This is a genomic window from Gordonia marina, assembly GCF_052036135.1.
Lineage (GTDB): Bacteria > Actinomycetota > Actinomycetes > Mycobacteriales > Mycobacteriaceae > Gordonia.
Map to the genome: position 1 here is coordinate 154904 of NZ_JBPSDN010000009.1, position 14087 is coordinate 168990.

The 14087-nt window shown below is 69.8% G+C and carries 12 protein-coding genes; 6 read left to right on the forward strand and 6 right to left on the reverse strand.

Annotated features, from left to right (window positions below; genetic code table 11):
* Positions 1 to 5 precede the first annotated feature (5 nt).
* Complete coding sequence (locus ACSEEN_RS07950) at positions 6 to 842, forward strand: acyl-CoA thioesterase domain-containing protein (protein WP_440712862.1); 837 nt, start codon at positions 6 to 8, stop codon at positions 840 to 842.
* Positions 843 to 848: 6 nt separating this feature from the next.
* Here ACSEEN_RS07950 and ACSEEN_RS07955 read toward each other — a convergent pair whose 3' ends face one another.
* Both ACSEEN_RS07955 and ACSEEN_RS07960 read right to left on the reverse strand, forming a co-directional pair.
* Positions 849 to 1469: a DUF305 domain-containing protein gene (locus ACSEEN_RS07955; protein WP_440712863.1), complete on the reverse strand. Its 621-nt coding sequence runs from the start codon at positions 1467 to 1469 to the stop codon at positions 849 to 851.
* A 10-nt stretch (positions 1470 to 1479) separates the two neighbouring features.
* Entirely contained in the window at positions 1480 to 2802 is a 1323-nt protein-coding gene (locus tag ACSEEN_RS07960) for a phosphatase PAP2 family protein (RefSeq protein WP_440712864.1), read from the reverse strand.
* Between the two features lie 188 nt (positions 2803 to 2990).
* Here ACSEEN_RS07960 and ACSEEN_RS07965 point away from each other — a divergent pair, with 188 nt between their 5' ends.
* From ACSEEN_RS07965 to ACSEEN_RS07980, 4 genes are all read left to right on the forward strand, one after another.
* On the forward strand, positions 2991 to 3758 hold the full coding sequence (locus ACSEEN_RS07965) for a deoxyribonuclease IV (protein ID WP_440712872.1): 768 nt from the start codon (positions 2991 to 2993) through the stop codon (positions 3756 to 3758).
* Between the two features lie 203 nt (positions 3759 to 3961).
* Entirely contained in the window at positions 3962 to 5791 is a 1830-nt protein-coding gene (locus ACSEEN_RS07970; RefSeq protein WP_440712865.1) for an acyl-CoA dehydrogenase, read from the forward strand.
* Between the two features lie 247 nt (positions 5792 to 6038).
* Entirely contained in the window at positions 6039 to 7097 is a 1059-nt protein-coding gene (locus ACSEEN_RS07975; protein ID WP_440712866.1) for a zinc-dependent alcohol dehydrogenase family protein, read from the forward strand.
* 66 nt (positions 7098 to 7163) lie between these two features.
* Positions 7164 to 9644, forward strand: coding sequence for an MFS transporter (locus ACSEEN_RS07980; protein ID WP_440712867.1), 2481 nt, complete (start codon positions 7164 to 7166; stop codon positions 9642 to 9644).
* 92 nt (positions 9645 to 9736) lie between these two features.
* Here the strand turns inward: ACSEEN_RS07980 and ACSEEN_RS07985 are convergent, their stop codons facing one another.
* The 3 genes from ACSEEN_RS07985 to ACSEEN_RS07995 all read right to left on the reverse strand — a co-directional run bounded on the left by ACSEEN_RS07985 (position 9737) and on the right by ACSEEN_RS07995 (position 13129).
* On the reverse strand, positions 9737 to 10255 hold the full coding sequence (locus ACSEEN_RS07985; protein ID WP_440712868.1) for a glycine cleavage system transcriptional repressor: 519 nt from the start codon (positions 10253 to 10255) through the stop codon (positions 9737 to 9739).
* A 300-nt stretch (positions 10256 to 10555) separates the two neighbouring features.
* The gene (locus ACSEEN_RS07990; RefSeq protein ID WP_247865399.1) at positions 10556 to 11332 is read right to left on the reverse strand and encodes an SDR family NAD(P)-dependent oxidoreductase; all 777 of its coding nucleotides are present in this window, start codon (positions 11330 to 11332) and stop codon (positions 10556 to 10558) included.
* Positions 11333 to 11443: 111 nt separating this feature from the next.
* A complete protein-coding gene (locus ACSEEN_RS07995) occupies positions 11444 to 13129 on the reverse strand; it encodes a VanW family protein (protein ID WP_440712873.1) in 1686 nt (561 codons plus the stop codon).
* A gap of 347 nt (positions 13130 to 13476) precedes the next feature.
* Between ACSEEN_RS07995 and ACSEEN_RS08000 the strand changes: the two genes are divergently transcribed.
* The gene (locus tag ACSEEN_RS08000; RefSeq protein ID WP_440712869.1) at positions 13477 to 13893 is read left to right on the forward strand and encodes a hypothetical protein; all 417 of its coding nucleotides are present in this window, start codon (positions 13477 to 13479) and stop codon (positions 13891 to 13893) included.
* A gap of 62 nt (positions 13894 to 13955) precedes the next feature.
* On the opposite strand, the gene ACSEEN_RS08005 is transcribed toward ACSEEN_RS08000, so the two are convergent.
* On the reverse strand, positions 13956 to 14087 hold a 132-nt coding region (locus ACSEEN_RS08005), incomplete at its 5' end, for an integrase core domain-containing protein (protein WP_440712874.1).

The window sequence follows — 14087 nt, forward strand, 5'->3', positions numbered from 1 at the left end:
CGACCGTGAGCGCGAGCACCTTCTTCACCCGAGACGACCGGGGCCGCTTTCTGCCGACCGCGGTGGCGCACAGCCGATGGGGACCCGACGCCCTCAACGGCCCGGCACTCTGCGCCGTCGCCGCCTGCGCCGTCGAATCAGAGCACAGCGCGCCCGGATGGCGGCCCGCCCGCTTCACCGTCGAACTGTTCAAATCCGCCCGCGCCCTGCCGACGACGGTCACCACCGAGGTCGAACGGGCCGGCGGGCGGATTCGGGTGATCACCTTCCGGATCCGGCAGGACGACGGCGCCGAGCAGACCCTGGTGGCCCAGGGCGTCACCGTCTTCCTGAAGGAGAGCACCAATCCGCCGGGGGCGCGCTGGTCGCCGCCGGAATCGGCGCGCACCTTCTTCCCGCCCGACGTTCCCGCCGCCGACGCGGCGCCGCGGTTCGGCGGCCCCGACGGCTGGGGCCGGTCCCTCGCCGACCAGCAGCACGCACATCGGCACCGCCTCTGGTCGGAGCCGATTCCGGTGGCCCCGGACATCGCGCTGACCCCGTTTCAGCGCGCGGTGATCACCGCGGAGTCGACGAGCCTGATGACCAACTGGGGCGAGGGCGGCATCGGCTTCATCAACTGTGACCTGACCGTCGCGCTGTCCCGCCTGCCGGAGGGACCGCGGATCGGCGTGGAGGCCGACGGGCACGACGAATCCGACGGTATCTCGGTCGGCACGGCCACCCTGTACGACCCCCGCGGGCGGTTCGGAACCGGGCTGGTGACCGCGGTGGAGAACAGCCGGGCGTTCATCGACTTCTCCACCGATGTGCGGCCACCGGGATGGACGCCCCAGGCCTGACGGCGGCTACTTGTCGAGGTGCGCGCGCATCTCGGTGATCTCGGCCTGCTGGGAGTCGATGATGTGCTGCGCCATGGTGCGCAGCTGCGGGTTCTCGCCCTTGGCGAGTTCCACCTTCGCCATGGCGACGGCGCCCTCGTGGTGGGCGATCATCATGGTGATCCACTTCCGGTCGAAGTCCGCCCCGGAGGATGCCTCCAGGTCGGCCATCTGCGCGGGAGTCATCATCCCGTCCATCTGATGCTCGGCGTGGCTGTCCGGAACGGGCTTCCCCCAGGACTTCAGCGCCTGCGTCAGCTGGTCGATCTCCGGCTGCTGCGCGCCCTTGACCTGCTGCGCGAAGCCGCGGAGCCAGGCGTTCTGGGTGCGCGAGGGCACCAGGTCGGCCATCTCGATCGCCTGCTGGTGGTGCGGAATCATCATGGTGGCGAACTCGACGTCCGCCGAGTTGACCTGCGCGGACACCGACGTCGGCGCATCGCTCGCGCCGTGCGCATGGCTGTGGGCGGCGTGATCGTCGTGCCCGGCGGCGTCGTCGCCCGACCCGCACGCGGCGAGCAGGCCGGCGGCGGCCAGGGTCGTGGCGGCGAGGACGAGGCGGCGAGAGAAAGCGGTCGAAACGGTCATGGCTTCACTTCTACTCGGTCGCCGGAGCCCCGGCCACCGCGGCGGCGACCGCCTGTTCGCGCTCGGCCTCCTTCTCCTCCGCCCGGCGGCGGTTCCGCGGCTGAATGTAGCGTTTGTCGACCCAGGTGACGGTGCCGACCACGCAGGCGGCGAGGAGCCAGCCGAGCAGGATGTCGAAGACGTAGTGCTCGGCCGTGTAGACGAGCGCGAAGGCCATCGCCAGGGCATAGCCGACGAAGAGCGTTCGGCCGAGCGCCTTGGTGCGCGGCCACATGAACAGGGCCAGCATCATCGTCAGCCCGGCGTGCAGCGACGGGATCGCCGCCACCAGGTTGGCTTTGCTCTGGCCGGTCTTGATCAGCGTGCCCGCGGTGCCCAGTCCCAGCACGCTCCACCCACGCCAGGAGATGCGTTCCACGTGGTCGGCCGCCCCCTCGTGCTTCGGGTTGACGTCACCGAGCAGATTGCCCTCCACGCGCTCGTTCTTGAACATGCAGGGCGGGTCGTGCGGATGATCGGCCACCTGCTCGTGGGTGCACATGCTGGCCGCCCACGGCGGCGCCGCCGGCACCAGGGTGTAGCCGATCAGACCGATGAAGCTGGTGGCGATGAAGCACACCGCGAATCGGCGCCAGGTGGCCCGGTTGCGGATCCAGAGGACCGCCGCCGTCGCGTACGGAATGATGAAGTACGACATGTAGACGAGGCTGACGAGCACCTCCCACCACGGCGGCTTCGACTGCTTCAGTTCGGACTGCAGCCACGCGGTCGGGTTGACCCCGAACAGCCAGTGGTCGACGTCCGGCGCCAGCGTCCACTGGGTCGGCATGTTCAGCCACACGGCGACGTCGCGCGTCCAGTCGTACAGCATCAGGATCAGCACGAACGGCAGCCAGTCGATCAGCACGGTGATCGCCCGGCGTCGTCCGACGGTCGCCGCCACCATGCCGAAGGCCAGGTAGAGGATCAGCCGGGTGCGGTCGATCGCCAGACCGTGCGCCTGGACCTCCCAGACCACCGCGGCGGCCCAGATCAGCAGCAGGCCGCGGCGGACCCACTTGAGGTCGTGCCCCTTCTCGTCGACGACGACGAGTTCGTTCTCCCCGTCGGCCGGGGTCGCCGGATCGGGCCCGTCGCCGGAATCCCGCTCGGCGCCCTGCTCGGCGCCGGAGTCCTGTTCGGTGCGAAAGTCCTGGTCGGCGCCGTCGGCGCGGGCGGTCTCGGCCGCCTCTGCGGCCTCGGTGCCGCGGGCCTGATCGACTTCGATGACGTCGCCGGTACTCGAGTCAGAATCGGCGTCACCGACGGTCGAGGCCGGGTTCTGCTCAGTCACGTCGTGTTGCTCCTGCGGTCGCGGCCGGTCCGGGGACGGGCCGTTCATTCCCGACCAGCCTAGTGCGACGGCGCCCACTCCGAACCAGCGGCCCGCGCGTCGGCCAGCGCAAATCCGGCTCTCCCGGCGGATCGGACCCGGTGTCGGTGGACTGTCCTATCGTTGGTGGCATGGGAGATCGGACAGGACTGCGAGTCGGGGCGCATCTGCGACAGGACGCGAATCCGGTGGCCACCGCGGAGGAGTTGGGGATCGACATCTTCCAGATGTTCGTGACCGATCCGCAGAAGTGGAACAAGCCGGAGCCGCACCCGTTCGCGGAGCAGATCCGGAACTCCGACATCGACGTCGTCGTCCATTCCAGCTATCAGATCAATGTGGCCAGCCTGAACAACCGGCTGCGGATGCCGTCGCGGAAGGCCGTCGAGCAGCAGGCCGCCGCGGCCGCCGAGCTCGGGGCGATCGGGCTGGTGGTGCACGGGGGACATCTGCGCGACGGGGAGGACGCGGCCGAGGGCTTCGCGAATTGGCGCAAGCTCTTCGAGCGCCAGCAGGACAAGGGCGGATTCGGCGTGCCGATCCTGATCGAGAACACCGCGGGCGGCGACCACGCGATGGCCCGCACCCTGGAATCGATCGAGCGGCTCTGGGATGCGGTGGGCGACTTCGAGCAGGCCGGCTTCTGTCTGGACACCTGCCACGCCTGGGCCGGCGGCGAGGAACTGGTCGGACTGGTCGAGCGCATCCGGGCCATCACGGGCCGCATCGACCTGGTGCATCTGAACAACTCGCGCGACGAGTTCGACTCGGGCCGCGACCGGCACGCGAACCTCGAGTCGGGGCACATCGACGCCGACGTTCTGGCCGAGCTGATGGCCCGTGCCGACGCTCCAGGAATCCTGGAGACCCCGGCCGACGGCATCCCGGCCGACCTCGCCTACCTCACCGGCCGATAGCGGTCATGGCACCGGGGGTCGCCGCAGGTCAGAGGCATGCGAAGAGGCGACATCCGGCGCGTCGAGCTTGTGCTTGCAATTGTAAGCGGAGACACATTTCACCAGGTTGTCCCTTTCGCTGGGACCCAGTATTCTGTCCAGTGTTACCGGCAAGTAACTTGCTGGGTCAGCTCACTCCAAGAACCTGAGATAAAGGAAGACTGATGGGCCACTACAAGTCCAACGTTCGCGACCTGCACTTCAACCTGTTCGAGATGTACGAGCTCGACAAGGTGCTCGAGTCCGGCGAGTTCGGTGACCTCGACCACGAGACCGCCGTCGACATGATCCGCGAGGTCAAGACGCTGGCCGAAGGCCCCATCGCGGAGTCCTTCGCCGACACCGACCGCAACCCGCCGGTCTTCGACCCGGCCGACCACTCGGTCACCATCCCGGAGGGCTTCAAGAAGTCGTACAACGCCTTCATCGACGCCGGCTGGGACAAGGTCGGCATCCCGGAGGATCTCGGCGGCCTGCCCGCCCCGCGTTCGCTGTACTGGGCGCTCGGCGAGATGATCCTCGGCGCCAACCCGCCGGTCTTCATGTACGCCGCCGGCTCCGGCTTCGCCGGCATCTTCTACAACAACGGCACCGACGAGCAGAAGAAGTGGGCCGCCATCTGTTCCGAGCGCGGCTGGGGCGCCACCATGGTCCTCACCGAGCCGGACGCCGGCTCCGACGTGGGCGCGGGCACCACCAAGGCCGTCAAGCAGGAAGACGGCACCTGGCACATCGAGGGCGTGAAGCGCTTCATCACCTCGGCCGACCAGGACATGACCGAGAACATCTTCCACCTGGTCCTCGCGCGCCCCGAGGGCGCCGGACCGGGCACCAAGGGCCTGTCGCTCTTCTTCGTGCCGAAGTTCCACTTCGACCACGAGACCGGCGAGCTGGGCGAGCGTAACGGTGCGTTCGTCACCAACGTCGAGCACAAGATGGGCATCAAGGCCTCCGCCACCTGCGAGGTCACCTTCGGTCAGCACGGCGTCCCCGCCGTGGGCTGGCTGGTCGGCGAGGTGCACTCCGGCATCGCCCAGATGTTCGACGTCATCGAGCACGCCCGCATGATGGTCGGCACCAAGGCCATCTCGACCCTCTCGACCGGCTACCTCAACGCACTCGACTACGCCAAGCAGCGCGTGCAGGGTGCCGACCTGACCCAGATGATGGACAAGGCCGCCCCGCGCGTCACCATCACCCACCACCCGGACGTGCGCCGGGCCCTGCTGACCCAGAAGGCCTACGCCGAGGGCCTGCGCGCCGTGTACCTGTACACCGCCTCGCACCAGGATCCCGTCGCCGCGCAGATCGTCTCCGGCGCCGACGCCGAGATGGCGCACAAGGTGAACGACCTGCTGCTGCCGATCGTCAAGGGCGTCGGCTCCGAGCGCGCCTACGAGAAGCTCACCGAGTCGCTGCAGACCCTGGGCGGCTCCGGCTTCCTGCAGGACTACCCGCTGGAGCAGTACATCCGCGACTCGAAGATCGACTCGCTGTACGAGGGCACCACCGCCATCCAGGCGCAGGACTTCTTCTTCCGCAAGATCATCCGCGACAAGGGCCAGGCCCTGGCCCACGTCGCCGGCCAGATCAACGCCACCATCGAGGCCGCCGCGGACGAGCGCCTGTCGGCCGACTACGCGCTGCTCAAGACGGCCCTCGAGGACGTCCAGGGCATGGCCGCCACCCTCACCGGCTGGCTGATGGGCGCCCAGGAGGACCCGAAGCAGCTGTACAAGGTCGGCACCGGCTCGGTCCGCTTCCTGATGGCCGTCGGCGACCTGGTGATCGGCTGGCTGCTGCTGCGTCAGGCCGAGGTCGCCCTGGCCGCCCTCGACGCCGGCGCCTCGGACACCGACAAGCCGTTCTACGAGGGCAAGGTCGCCACCGCGACCTTCTTCGCGAAGAACATGCTGCCGCTGCTCACCGCGATCCGCGGGATCGTCGAGAACGTCGACAACGATCTGATGGAGCTCGACGAGGCCGCCTTCTGACGCCTCGCTCCCCGAGCTGCGTCTCGCTTCTCTGAGAGCTGCGTCTCGCTTCTCTGAGCTACGTCTCGCTCCCTGAGCTACGTCGAAGGGGACCCGAGCCACCGCGAACCCCGCCGGTACTCCCGGCGGGGTTCGTTGCATCTCGCGGCCGCACCCAGTGTCCTTGGTCCCGCCTCCGCGCGTACCGCCGCGTAACCCGCGCCCCGCTCTCTAGCGTCGCCGGTAGACGACCCATAAGGAGCAGAGCATGAAAGCACTCGTCTACCACGGTCCCGGCCGCAAGTCGTGGGACGACGTCCCCGATCCGACGATCCTGCAGCCGACCGACGTCATCGTGAAGATGGACGCCACCACCATCTGCGGCACCGACCTGCACATCCTCAAGGGCGACGTCCCCGCCGTGACGCCCGGCCGGATCCTCGGCCACGAGGGTGTCGGCACCATCATCGAGATCGGCGGCGCGGTCACCACCCTGGCCGTCGGCGACCAGGTGATCCTCGCCTGCGTCAGCGCCTGCGGAAAGTGCGGCTACTGCAGGGAGGGCGTCTACTCGCATTGCCAGGCCCCCGAGGGCGCACCCGGCATCGGCTGGATCTTCGGCCACCTGATCGACGGCACCCAAGCCGAATACGTGCGCGTACCGTTCGCCGAGAACTCGGTGTACAAACTGCCCGCGACCGTCAGCCCCGAGCAGGGCGTCATCCTCTCCGACATCCTGCCGACCGGCCACGAGATCGGCGTGCAGTACGGCCACGTGAAGGCCGGCGACGTCGTCGCCGTCGTCGGCACCGGACCGGTCGGGCTGGCCGCGATCGCCACCGCGCGGCTCTACGGCCCGAGCCGGATCATCGCGATCGACATCGATGCGAACCGCGTGGCCGAGGCCGCGAAGTTCGGCGCCACCGACGGCGTCGTCTCCTCCGATGCGGACTGGAAGGAGCAGGTCCTGGCCATGACCGACGGCCTGGGCGTGGACGTCGCGATCGAGGCGGTCGGCATCCCGGCGACCTGGCAGATGTGCGTCGACCTGGTCCGCCCGGCGGGCACCGTCGCCAACGTCGGCGTCCACGGCGAGCCCGTCCAGCTCGACCTGCAGGATCTGTGGATCTCGAACATCGACATCTCGATGGGTCTGGTGAACACCAACACCCTCGGCACCCTGCTGAAGATGGTCGCCTCCCGCCAGCTCGACCCCGACGTCTTCATCAGTCACCGCTTCGCGCTCGATCAGATCCTCGACGCCTACGAGGTGTTCGCGAACGCCGCCGAGACCAAGGCCCTGAAGGTGGTTCTCACGGCCGGCTGACGCCCGGGCCCGGCCGACCGAAATCCGCTGAACGATCGCTCGGGCGGCTCGTCTACCCTCGACTCCATGACAGGAGAAGCCGCGGACGCCCGGCCGCGGCACGACCATCCGCAGTCCTGGTCGTTCGCCCTGCTGCTCGCGCTCCTCGCGCTGGCCCTCGGCACGTCCGCGCTGCCCTCGCCGCTGTACCCGATCTACGCGCAGGAGTGGCATTTCAGCCCGCTCACCACGACCGTGATCTTCGCCGTCTACGCGGCCGGGGCGCTGGCCGCGGCACTCACCGTCGGGCCGATCTCCGACGCGGTCGGACGCAAACCGGTGCTGATCACGGCGCTGGTGATGATCCTGGTGGGGCTGGGCATCTTCCTGGCCGCCACGCAGGTCTGGGAGCTCCTGATCGCCCGCCTGATCCACGGCGCCGCGATCGGCGCGACGATCGTCGTCGCCGGCGCCGCATTGCTCGACGTCCGTCCGCACGACGGTGCGCGCAACGGCGCGGTCAGCGGGGCGTCGCTCAACGCGGGCATCGCGATCACCGTGCTCGGCGCGGCGTGCGCGGCGCAGTGGGCGTCGTACCCGCTGCGGATCCCCTACGCGATCGTGGCGGTGATCGTCGCGGTGCTGCTGGTCGCCGTCATCGCCCTGGTCGAGCCGCACAGCGCACGCACCGGCGGGCGGGTCCGGCTGCAGCGGCCCTCCATCCCGCACGAGATCCGCGCCGAGTTCTGGTTCGCCGGGATCGGCATCCTCACGTCGTGGTCGGTGCTCGGTGTGTACCTGAGCCTGTATCCGGCGCTCACCCAGCACACGACCGGCCACCATTCGGCGATCTTCGCGGGCGTGGTGATCTCCATGATGGCCGGGGCGGCCTCGGCGTCACAGTGGATCGGCGGCCGGTTCGCTCCGCGCGCCACCGCGATCGCGGGCGACCTCGGCATGGTGGTGGCCCTCGGGTTCGCGGTGGCCGCCGTGCACAGCGGCTCGACGGTCGCCGTGCTGATCGATGCCCTCGTCCTCGGCGCGGTCTTCGGCCTCGCGTTCGGCGGCTCGCTGCGCTACCTGAGCGAGGTCGCACCGGCGCACGCGCGCGGCCAGGTGATGAGCGCGTACTACCTGCTCGGCTACCTCGCGATGGGTGTGCCGACGGTGGTCGCGGGCGCCCTCGCCAGCCGGTACGGCACCGCCGCGATCTTCCCCTGGTTCGCCGCGGCCGTGGCGCTCGGCTGCCTGGGCGCCGCGCTCCTCGGACTGTTCGGCGATCGCCGCGCCCGCGTCGAAGAACTCCCGGTGATCCTCACCGCCGAGCATGCCGCCACCGCCGAGGCACCCGCCTATCTGCCGCCGCCCCCGGATGCATCGGCGTCGCCCGGCGTCGTGCACGACTACTGGACCGCGCTGAGTCCGCAGGCCCGGGAAGAGCTGCTGCACGCGCGGCCCGAGTGGGTCGGGAACACCGATGGCATCCCGCCGCAGGTGCGCCACCGGGTGAATCTGCTGCGGCTGGGGCCCGAGCTGATCCGGCTCCAGGCCCGGCAGGCTCAGCTCTTCGCGCAGATCGCCAAACACCGGACCCGCGGGCTGTTCACCAACGAGGACGCCGAACGCGAGCAGGTGCGGCGCAAGATCGACGACGTCAAGATGTTGCAGCACGTGCTGCGGAATCCGTGGTCCCCGGAGCATCCGGACGGGCAGATGCTGCTGATGATGGACATGCGGACCGGCGAACAGGGCAAGGCCGTCGTCACCAACGGCGACCCGACCACCGCCCACCACGTCGCGATCCTGGTCCCCGGTATGGACACCTCGATCCGCGGCAGCATGGTGGGGATGCTCAACGAGGGGCAGGACATGACCCGGGAGGCGCGGCGCCAGCTGCGCGACGCTCACCCCGGCGAACCGGAGCCGTCGATCGCGACGATCTCGTGGCTGGGCTACGAGCCGCCGGACAAGGACAACACCCGCCCGTTCGCCGAGTACTTCCGGTTCGGGGAGGCCGCGGCGCGGGGTCGTGCACGGCGCGGCGCCAAGGACCTCGCGCGCTTCTACCGGGGGCTCGCGGTCACCTCGACCGATCCGGCACCGCATTTCGTGGCGTTCGGCCACTCCTACGGGTCGCTGACCCAGGGCATGGCCCTGCGGGAACCCGGCCATCCGATCGCCGACGCCGTCTTCTACGGCTCGCCCGGTTTCATGGCCGGCAGCGAGAGTCAGCTGGGGCTGGCCGACGGGCACGGCTACGTGATGGAGGGCGACCGCGACTACATCCGGTACTTCCAGACCCGGAACTTCCACGGCCTGCGGCTCGGCTTCAACGGGCCGCGACCGACCGAGACCTCGCTCCGGCAGCTCGACGTCGGTCCGCGGACCACGCCCGACGGGATCGCCCGCGAGGGCGCGCACGCGCACGCCGATTATCCGCGGCTGGGCAGCGCGACCGGTGACGACGGCCGGCGCATTCCGCGCACCTCGGGATACCTGATGGCGCGGATTCTGGTCGGTCTGCCGCTCGACCCGAGCGACTACCGCCGACGACCGGCCCGACCGTGACGTAGCCTTCGGGCATCCTCGGCCCGGAATCCCCCGACCAGCGCGAACGATTCCCCGGCGCGGCGATCGGCTCTCGCTACGTCACGGTCCGGTCAGACTTCGTCGACATCGAGGTCGACGAGCAGTTCCTCGGCGATCTTCTCCAGATCGGCGCGGATCGTGGCCGCCTCGGCCGTCGGCGGCACCATGACGTGCAGTTGCGCCTCGAAGAGCATGCCGCCGGCCATCGGCGCCTGCCGCGTGCCGGTGGTGAGCTTCTCGATCGAGACGCCGCTGCGGCTCAGCGCCGTCGACAGTTCCTGCACGATGCCGGGCCGGTCGTTGCCGAGGACGTCGATGGTCAGCGCCGTCCACTCCGCGGTCGGCGCGGCCGCGGAGTCGACCGAATGCACCTGGACCTCGAGGAGTCCGTCCAGCCCGGTGACGGCGGTGATCAGTCCCTCGGCGCGTTCGGCGGGGACCGCCACCGCGACGATCCCGGCGAATTTGCCCGCCAGCTGCGCGAGTTGGCTCCGCTCCCAGTTTCCGCCGCTGCGGGCGATCGCCTCCGAGAGTGCCGAGACCAGGCCGGGCCGGTCGTCGCCGATCACCGACAGCACGAGATTCCGCATGGCCCGAAGCCTATTTCGTGAGGCCGGTCTCCGCAGCCGGTTGCCGCCCCGCACGGCGGATTCGCAGACTGTCGCACATGCGGTCACAGTTCCCGCTTCCGCGACGATCTGCGGACCCGCCGCGTCTTCCGGCCGGGACGACTTCGAGGTGCCCGGCGAGGTGGTTTGCGTGCACCGGAGCGGTGCGCTCCTCGGCTGCGCTGCCCGCGGGCCGGCCCGGGGGTGACCGACAACGCGGCAGCCGCGTCCCCGGGAGGGACGCGGCTGCCGCGGGATGTTGCCTGTCGCGTGGGCCGAAGGCTACTTCGGAGGCATCCGGATGCCGCCGTCGACGCGGACCACCTCGGCGTTCATGTACGAGTTGGTGAGCAGCTCGACGACCATCGAGGCGAGCTCGTCGGGCACGCCCAGGCGCTTCGGGAACAGGACGGACTCGCCGAGCTTGGCCTTGAACGCCTCCGACTCGGGGCCGCTGCCGTAGATCGGGGTGTCGATCAGGCCGGGGGCGACGGTGTTCAGGCGCACACCGATGGCCGACAGATCGCGGGCGACCGGGAGGGTCATGCCGACCACGCCGCCCTTGGACGACGAGTACGCGGCCTGGCCGATCTGGCCGTCGAAGGCGGCGACCGACGCGAGGTTCACGATGGCGCCGCGATCGTTGTCCGGCCCCGGCTCGTTGCGGCTCATCGCGGTGGCGGCCAGGCGGGTGACGTCGAAGGTGCCGATCAGGTTGATGGAGATGACCTTCTTGTACAGGTCCAGGTCGTGTGCCGAGGAGAACTCGCCGTCGCGCCCGACCGTGCGCTGTGCCCAGCCGACACCGGCCGAGTTCACGACCGCCTTCAGCGGCCCGAGCTCGACGGCCTTCTCGATGGCCGTGATGATCTGGTCCGTGTTCGTGACGTCGACCGGCACGAACGCGCCGCCGATCTCGGTGGCGAGGGCCTCACCGTCGTCGGCCTTCAGATCGGCGATGACGACCTTGGCGCCGCGGGCGGCGAGCTGGCGGGCGGTGGCGGCGCCGATGCCCGAGGCTCCACCGGTGACGATTGCACTTGCTCCATTGATGTCCATGCGGCCGAGCCTATCGCCCGCGCGGTGACGCGCACCACAGGCACCGGCGACGAGGCGCTGTGATGCCGGACACAAGCGAGTGCTTGGTCGGTGGTCCCGGCCGCCACCGGTTCAGCGGCAGCGGACGATGGGCTCCGGCGCGTACCGGACGGTCCGGGTGTGCCGGGATATCTCCCGGCCGCTGCGCGCATCCCGGATCACCCGGGTGTTCGACGCGGTGAACCCGGGGGCACCGCCGCTCGGGATGCAGTCGTCGCCGGCCGGGAGCTGCACCTCCTGCGGGCTGGTCGGATCGGTGCGGGGTCCGGTGATCGACTCGACGTCGTACTGTTTGGTGCTCCACAGCCGCACCGTCACCGACGACGGCGACCAGGCCGTCTCGATGTAGATCCCATGCTTGGTGGTGTTCTTGAACGCCAGGTCGATCAGTCCCTCGAAGACGGTCGCCTCCCGCGCCTCCGGATACCGCGAGATGTAGTACGCGTGCTCGGTGTGCGTGACGTCTTCCAGTCCAGCGAAGTACGACGCGTTGTACAGCGTGGTCGCGAACTGCGAGATCCCGCCGCCGACGGCCTTCGCGGCGTGGCCGTGGTCGATGATCGTCGAGGTCACGTAACCCTGCGCGGTGCCGCGCGGCCCGGTGTAGCCGTTCAGCGAGAACGTCTGTCCGGGCAGCACGACGGCGCCGTTCACCTTCTCGGCGACCAGCCGGATGTTCTCGCCGGAGGGCCCGGAGAAACCGCCGGTGGTGAACTCGGAGACCACCTCTTTCACCCCGAGACCGCGGGCCCGCGCGGTGGTGAGCGCAGGCTTGACCGTGGTGAAGACGATGTCGGCCCGGCGGTCGTCGCCGACGGAGGCCCGGGCGAGCGCGGCGGCGGTGGCCGGGGCGTCGACCTTGGCGCCGTCGGTCGACGGCACGACCCGCGGCGCACCGCCGGAGATGCGGAAGGTCGCGTCGACCGGCGCGGACTCGGCGCGTTTGAGATCCGTCCCGAGCACACCCTTGAGGCCGCGCTGGCTGATCGCGGGGGCCAGCCCACCCCGGCCGTCCGGCTCGAAGGTGACGAGCGCCCCGAGCTGGGTGGGGCTCGCCGTCACCGTCGCGCCGCGGCCGGTCAGACGCACCGCGGACGCGGTGACCCGCCGCGCCGGACCGTCCATCGTCTGCTGCACGGTCGACGCCGAGACCGTCGGATCGAAGGGTTCCATCGCGAGGGTGATCGGACCGCCGGTCAGCCATTCCCGCTGGATCTTCCGCTTGGCCGCGGCGCGGTCGATACGCAGACCGGACGACGGCAGGTCTGCGACGGGCGTCGTACCGTCGAAGTGGACCCCGCCCTCCACGGCCGCGCGTTCCAGGCTCTTGCGGTGGGCGTCGAGCTCCTCACCGAAGGCGGCGTCGTCGAGGTGGACCACCGGGGCCACCTGGTGGCGCGCCCCGAACAGCGCGGTGAGTCGTGACCACGGGTTCGCCGGCTGGTGAAGCAGCCGGTCCAGAGTGGCGTCGGCGTCGAAGGTGAGGCCGAGCGCGGCCGGATCGAGGGTGGCCTGCCCGGAATCGGTTCGCACGACGACCGGCGCCTCCGCCGCGCCCGACAGCTTCGCCAGCGCGGCGCGCGCCTGATCCGGACTGAGATTCCCCATCGAGAACTCGGCGATCTGTGCGCCGCGCGCGGTCTTGCCGTGCCCGGCCACCAGATCGGCGGCCAGCGCGAGCCCGGCCAGCAGCAGTACCGCGAGCACACCGCGGATCCACCACACGCGTGCGGAGGTCCGGCGCCCGCCGCGCCGCATATCGGAATGAGTCACAACGTCGTCGATCTTAGGTGGAGTCTCGCAAAACGGCAGAAACGAGAACTCCGGCCGAACTGCCGGGTCGGGGGTCAGGCAGTTCAGCCGGAGCTATTCCGTATGTCGCCGGACCTCGCCGGGGCGTTACACATCGCTCAAAGAATTTTTGAAATTTCTTGTTTCCCCAGGTCACACGGATGATCGGCCGTCGACGACCGCGCCGCCGAGGCCCTCGGGCGGCGCAGCCCGGGAATTCGGGTAGTGCTCTACTCGACCGGATTCGCCGCGGTCACGGTCCACTGGATGCGCCGGCCCGCACGGGGCCGCCACCTGTCATCCGAGGAGAGACCATGCGAGTCCCGCACGCCGTCACCCGCCGCACCGCCGCCCGGTCGGTGCTCGCCGTCGCCACCGCGGTCGCCGCGACCACCACCGCGATGCTCGCGGCGGGCCCGGTATCCGCGGCGACCCCGCCCACCGTGTCCGTCGCACTCGCCGGAACGGACGGCTGGAAGCTGAGTTGGGACGGCAGTCCGGCCACGTCCTGCGACATCCTCATGAGCGGAACATGGATCGCGAAGGACAAGTTCTCCCTGAGTCACGAATATCTCACCGGCCCGCCGTTCACGACCAAGGGCGACTGGAAGTTCAGCGTCCGGTGCGCAGGCGAGACGAGCAACGTGGTGCACCTCTATTCTCCGCGCAGCCCCGAGAACGACCTGCGTACGCAGTTCAGCAGCATCACCGCCGGCGCGTTCGGGTCGTAGAGCGACGCCCCGAAACGACGAAGGTCCCTCCGCCGAACCCGGCGGAGGGACCTTCGCACGGCCTAGATGTACTTCCCCGTGAGGTTGTGAACGCGGGCTGAGGGGACGAGGCCGCCGATCCCGGTGTGGGGTCGGTGGTGATTGTAGTGGTGCAGCCAGTGCTGGTAGGCCGCTGCGCGTTCGGTGTCACTGGT

Bases quoted from the DNA above. Each gene is read 5' to 3' on its own strand.
- ACSEEN_RS07955 (WP_440712863.1), bottom strand. From the start codon at position 1,469: ATGACCGTTTCGACCGCTTTCTCTCGCCGCCTCGTCCTCGCCGCCACG.
- ACSEEN_RS07970 (WP_440712865.1), top strand. From the start codon at position 3,962: ATGGGCCACTACAAGTCCAACGTTCGCGACCTGCACTTCAACCTGTTC.
- ACSEEN_RS07975 (WP_440712866.1), top strand. From the start codon at position 6,039: ATGAAAGCACTCGTCTACCACGGTCCCGGCCGCAAGTCGTGGGACGAC.
- ACSEEN_RS07980 (WP_440712867.1), top strand. From the start codon at position 7,164: ATGACAGGAGAAGCCGCGGACGCCCGGCCGCGGCACGACCATCCGCAG.
- ACSEEN_RS07985 (WP_440712868.1), bottom strand. From the start codon at position 10,255: ATGCGGAATCTCGTGCTGTCGGTGATCGGCGACGACCGGCCCGGCCTG.
- ACSEEN_RS07990 (WP_247865399.1), bottom strand. From the start codon at position 11,332: ATGGACATCAATGGAGCAAGTGCAATCGTCACCGGTGGAGCCTCGGGC.
- ACSEEN_RS07995 (WP_440712873.1), bottom strand. From the start codon at position 13,129: ATGCGGCGCGGCGGGCGCCGGACCTCCGCACGCGTGTGGTGGATCCGC.
- ACSEEN_RS08000 (WP_440712869.1), top strand. From the start codon at position 13,477: ATGCGAGTCCCGCACGCCGTCACCCGCCGCACCGCCGCCCGGTCGGTG.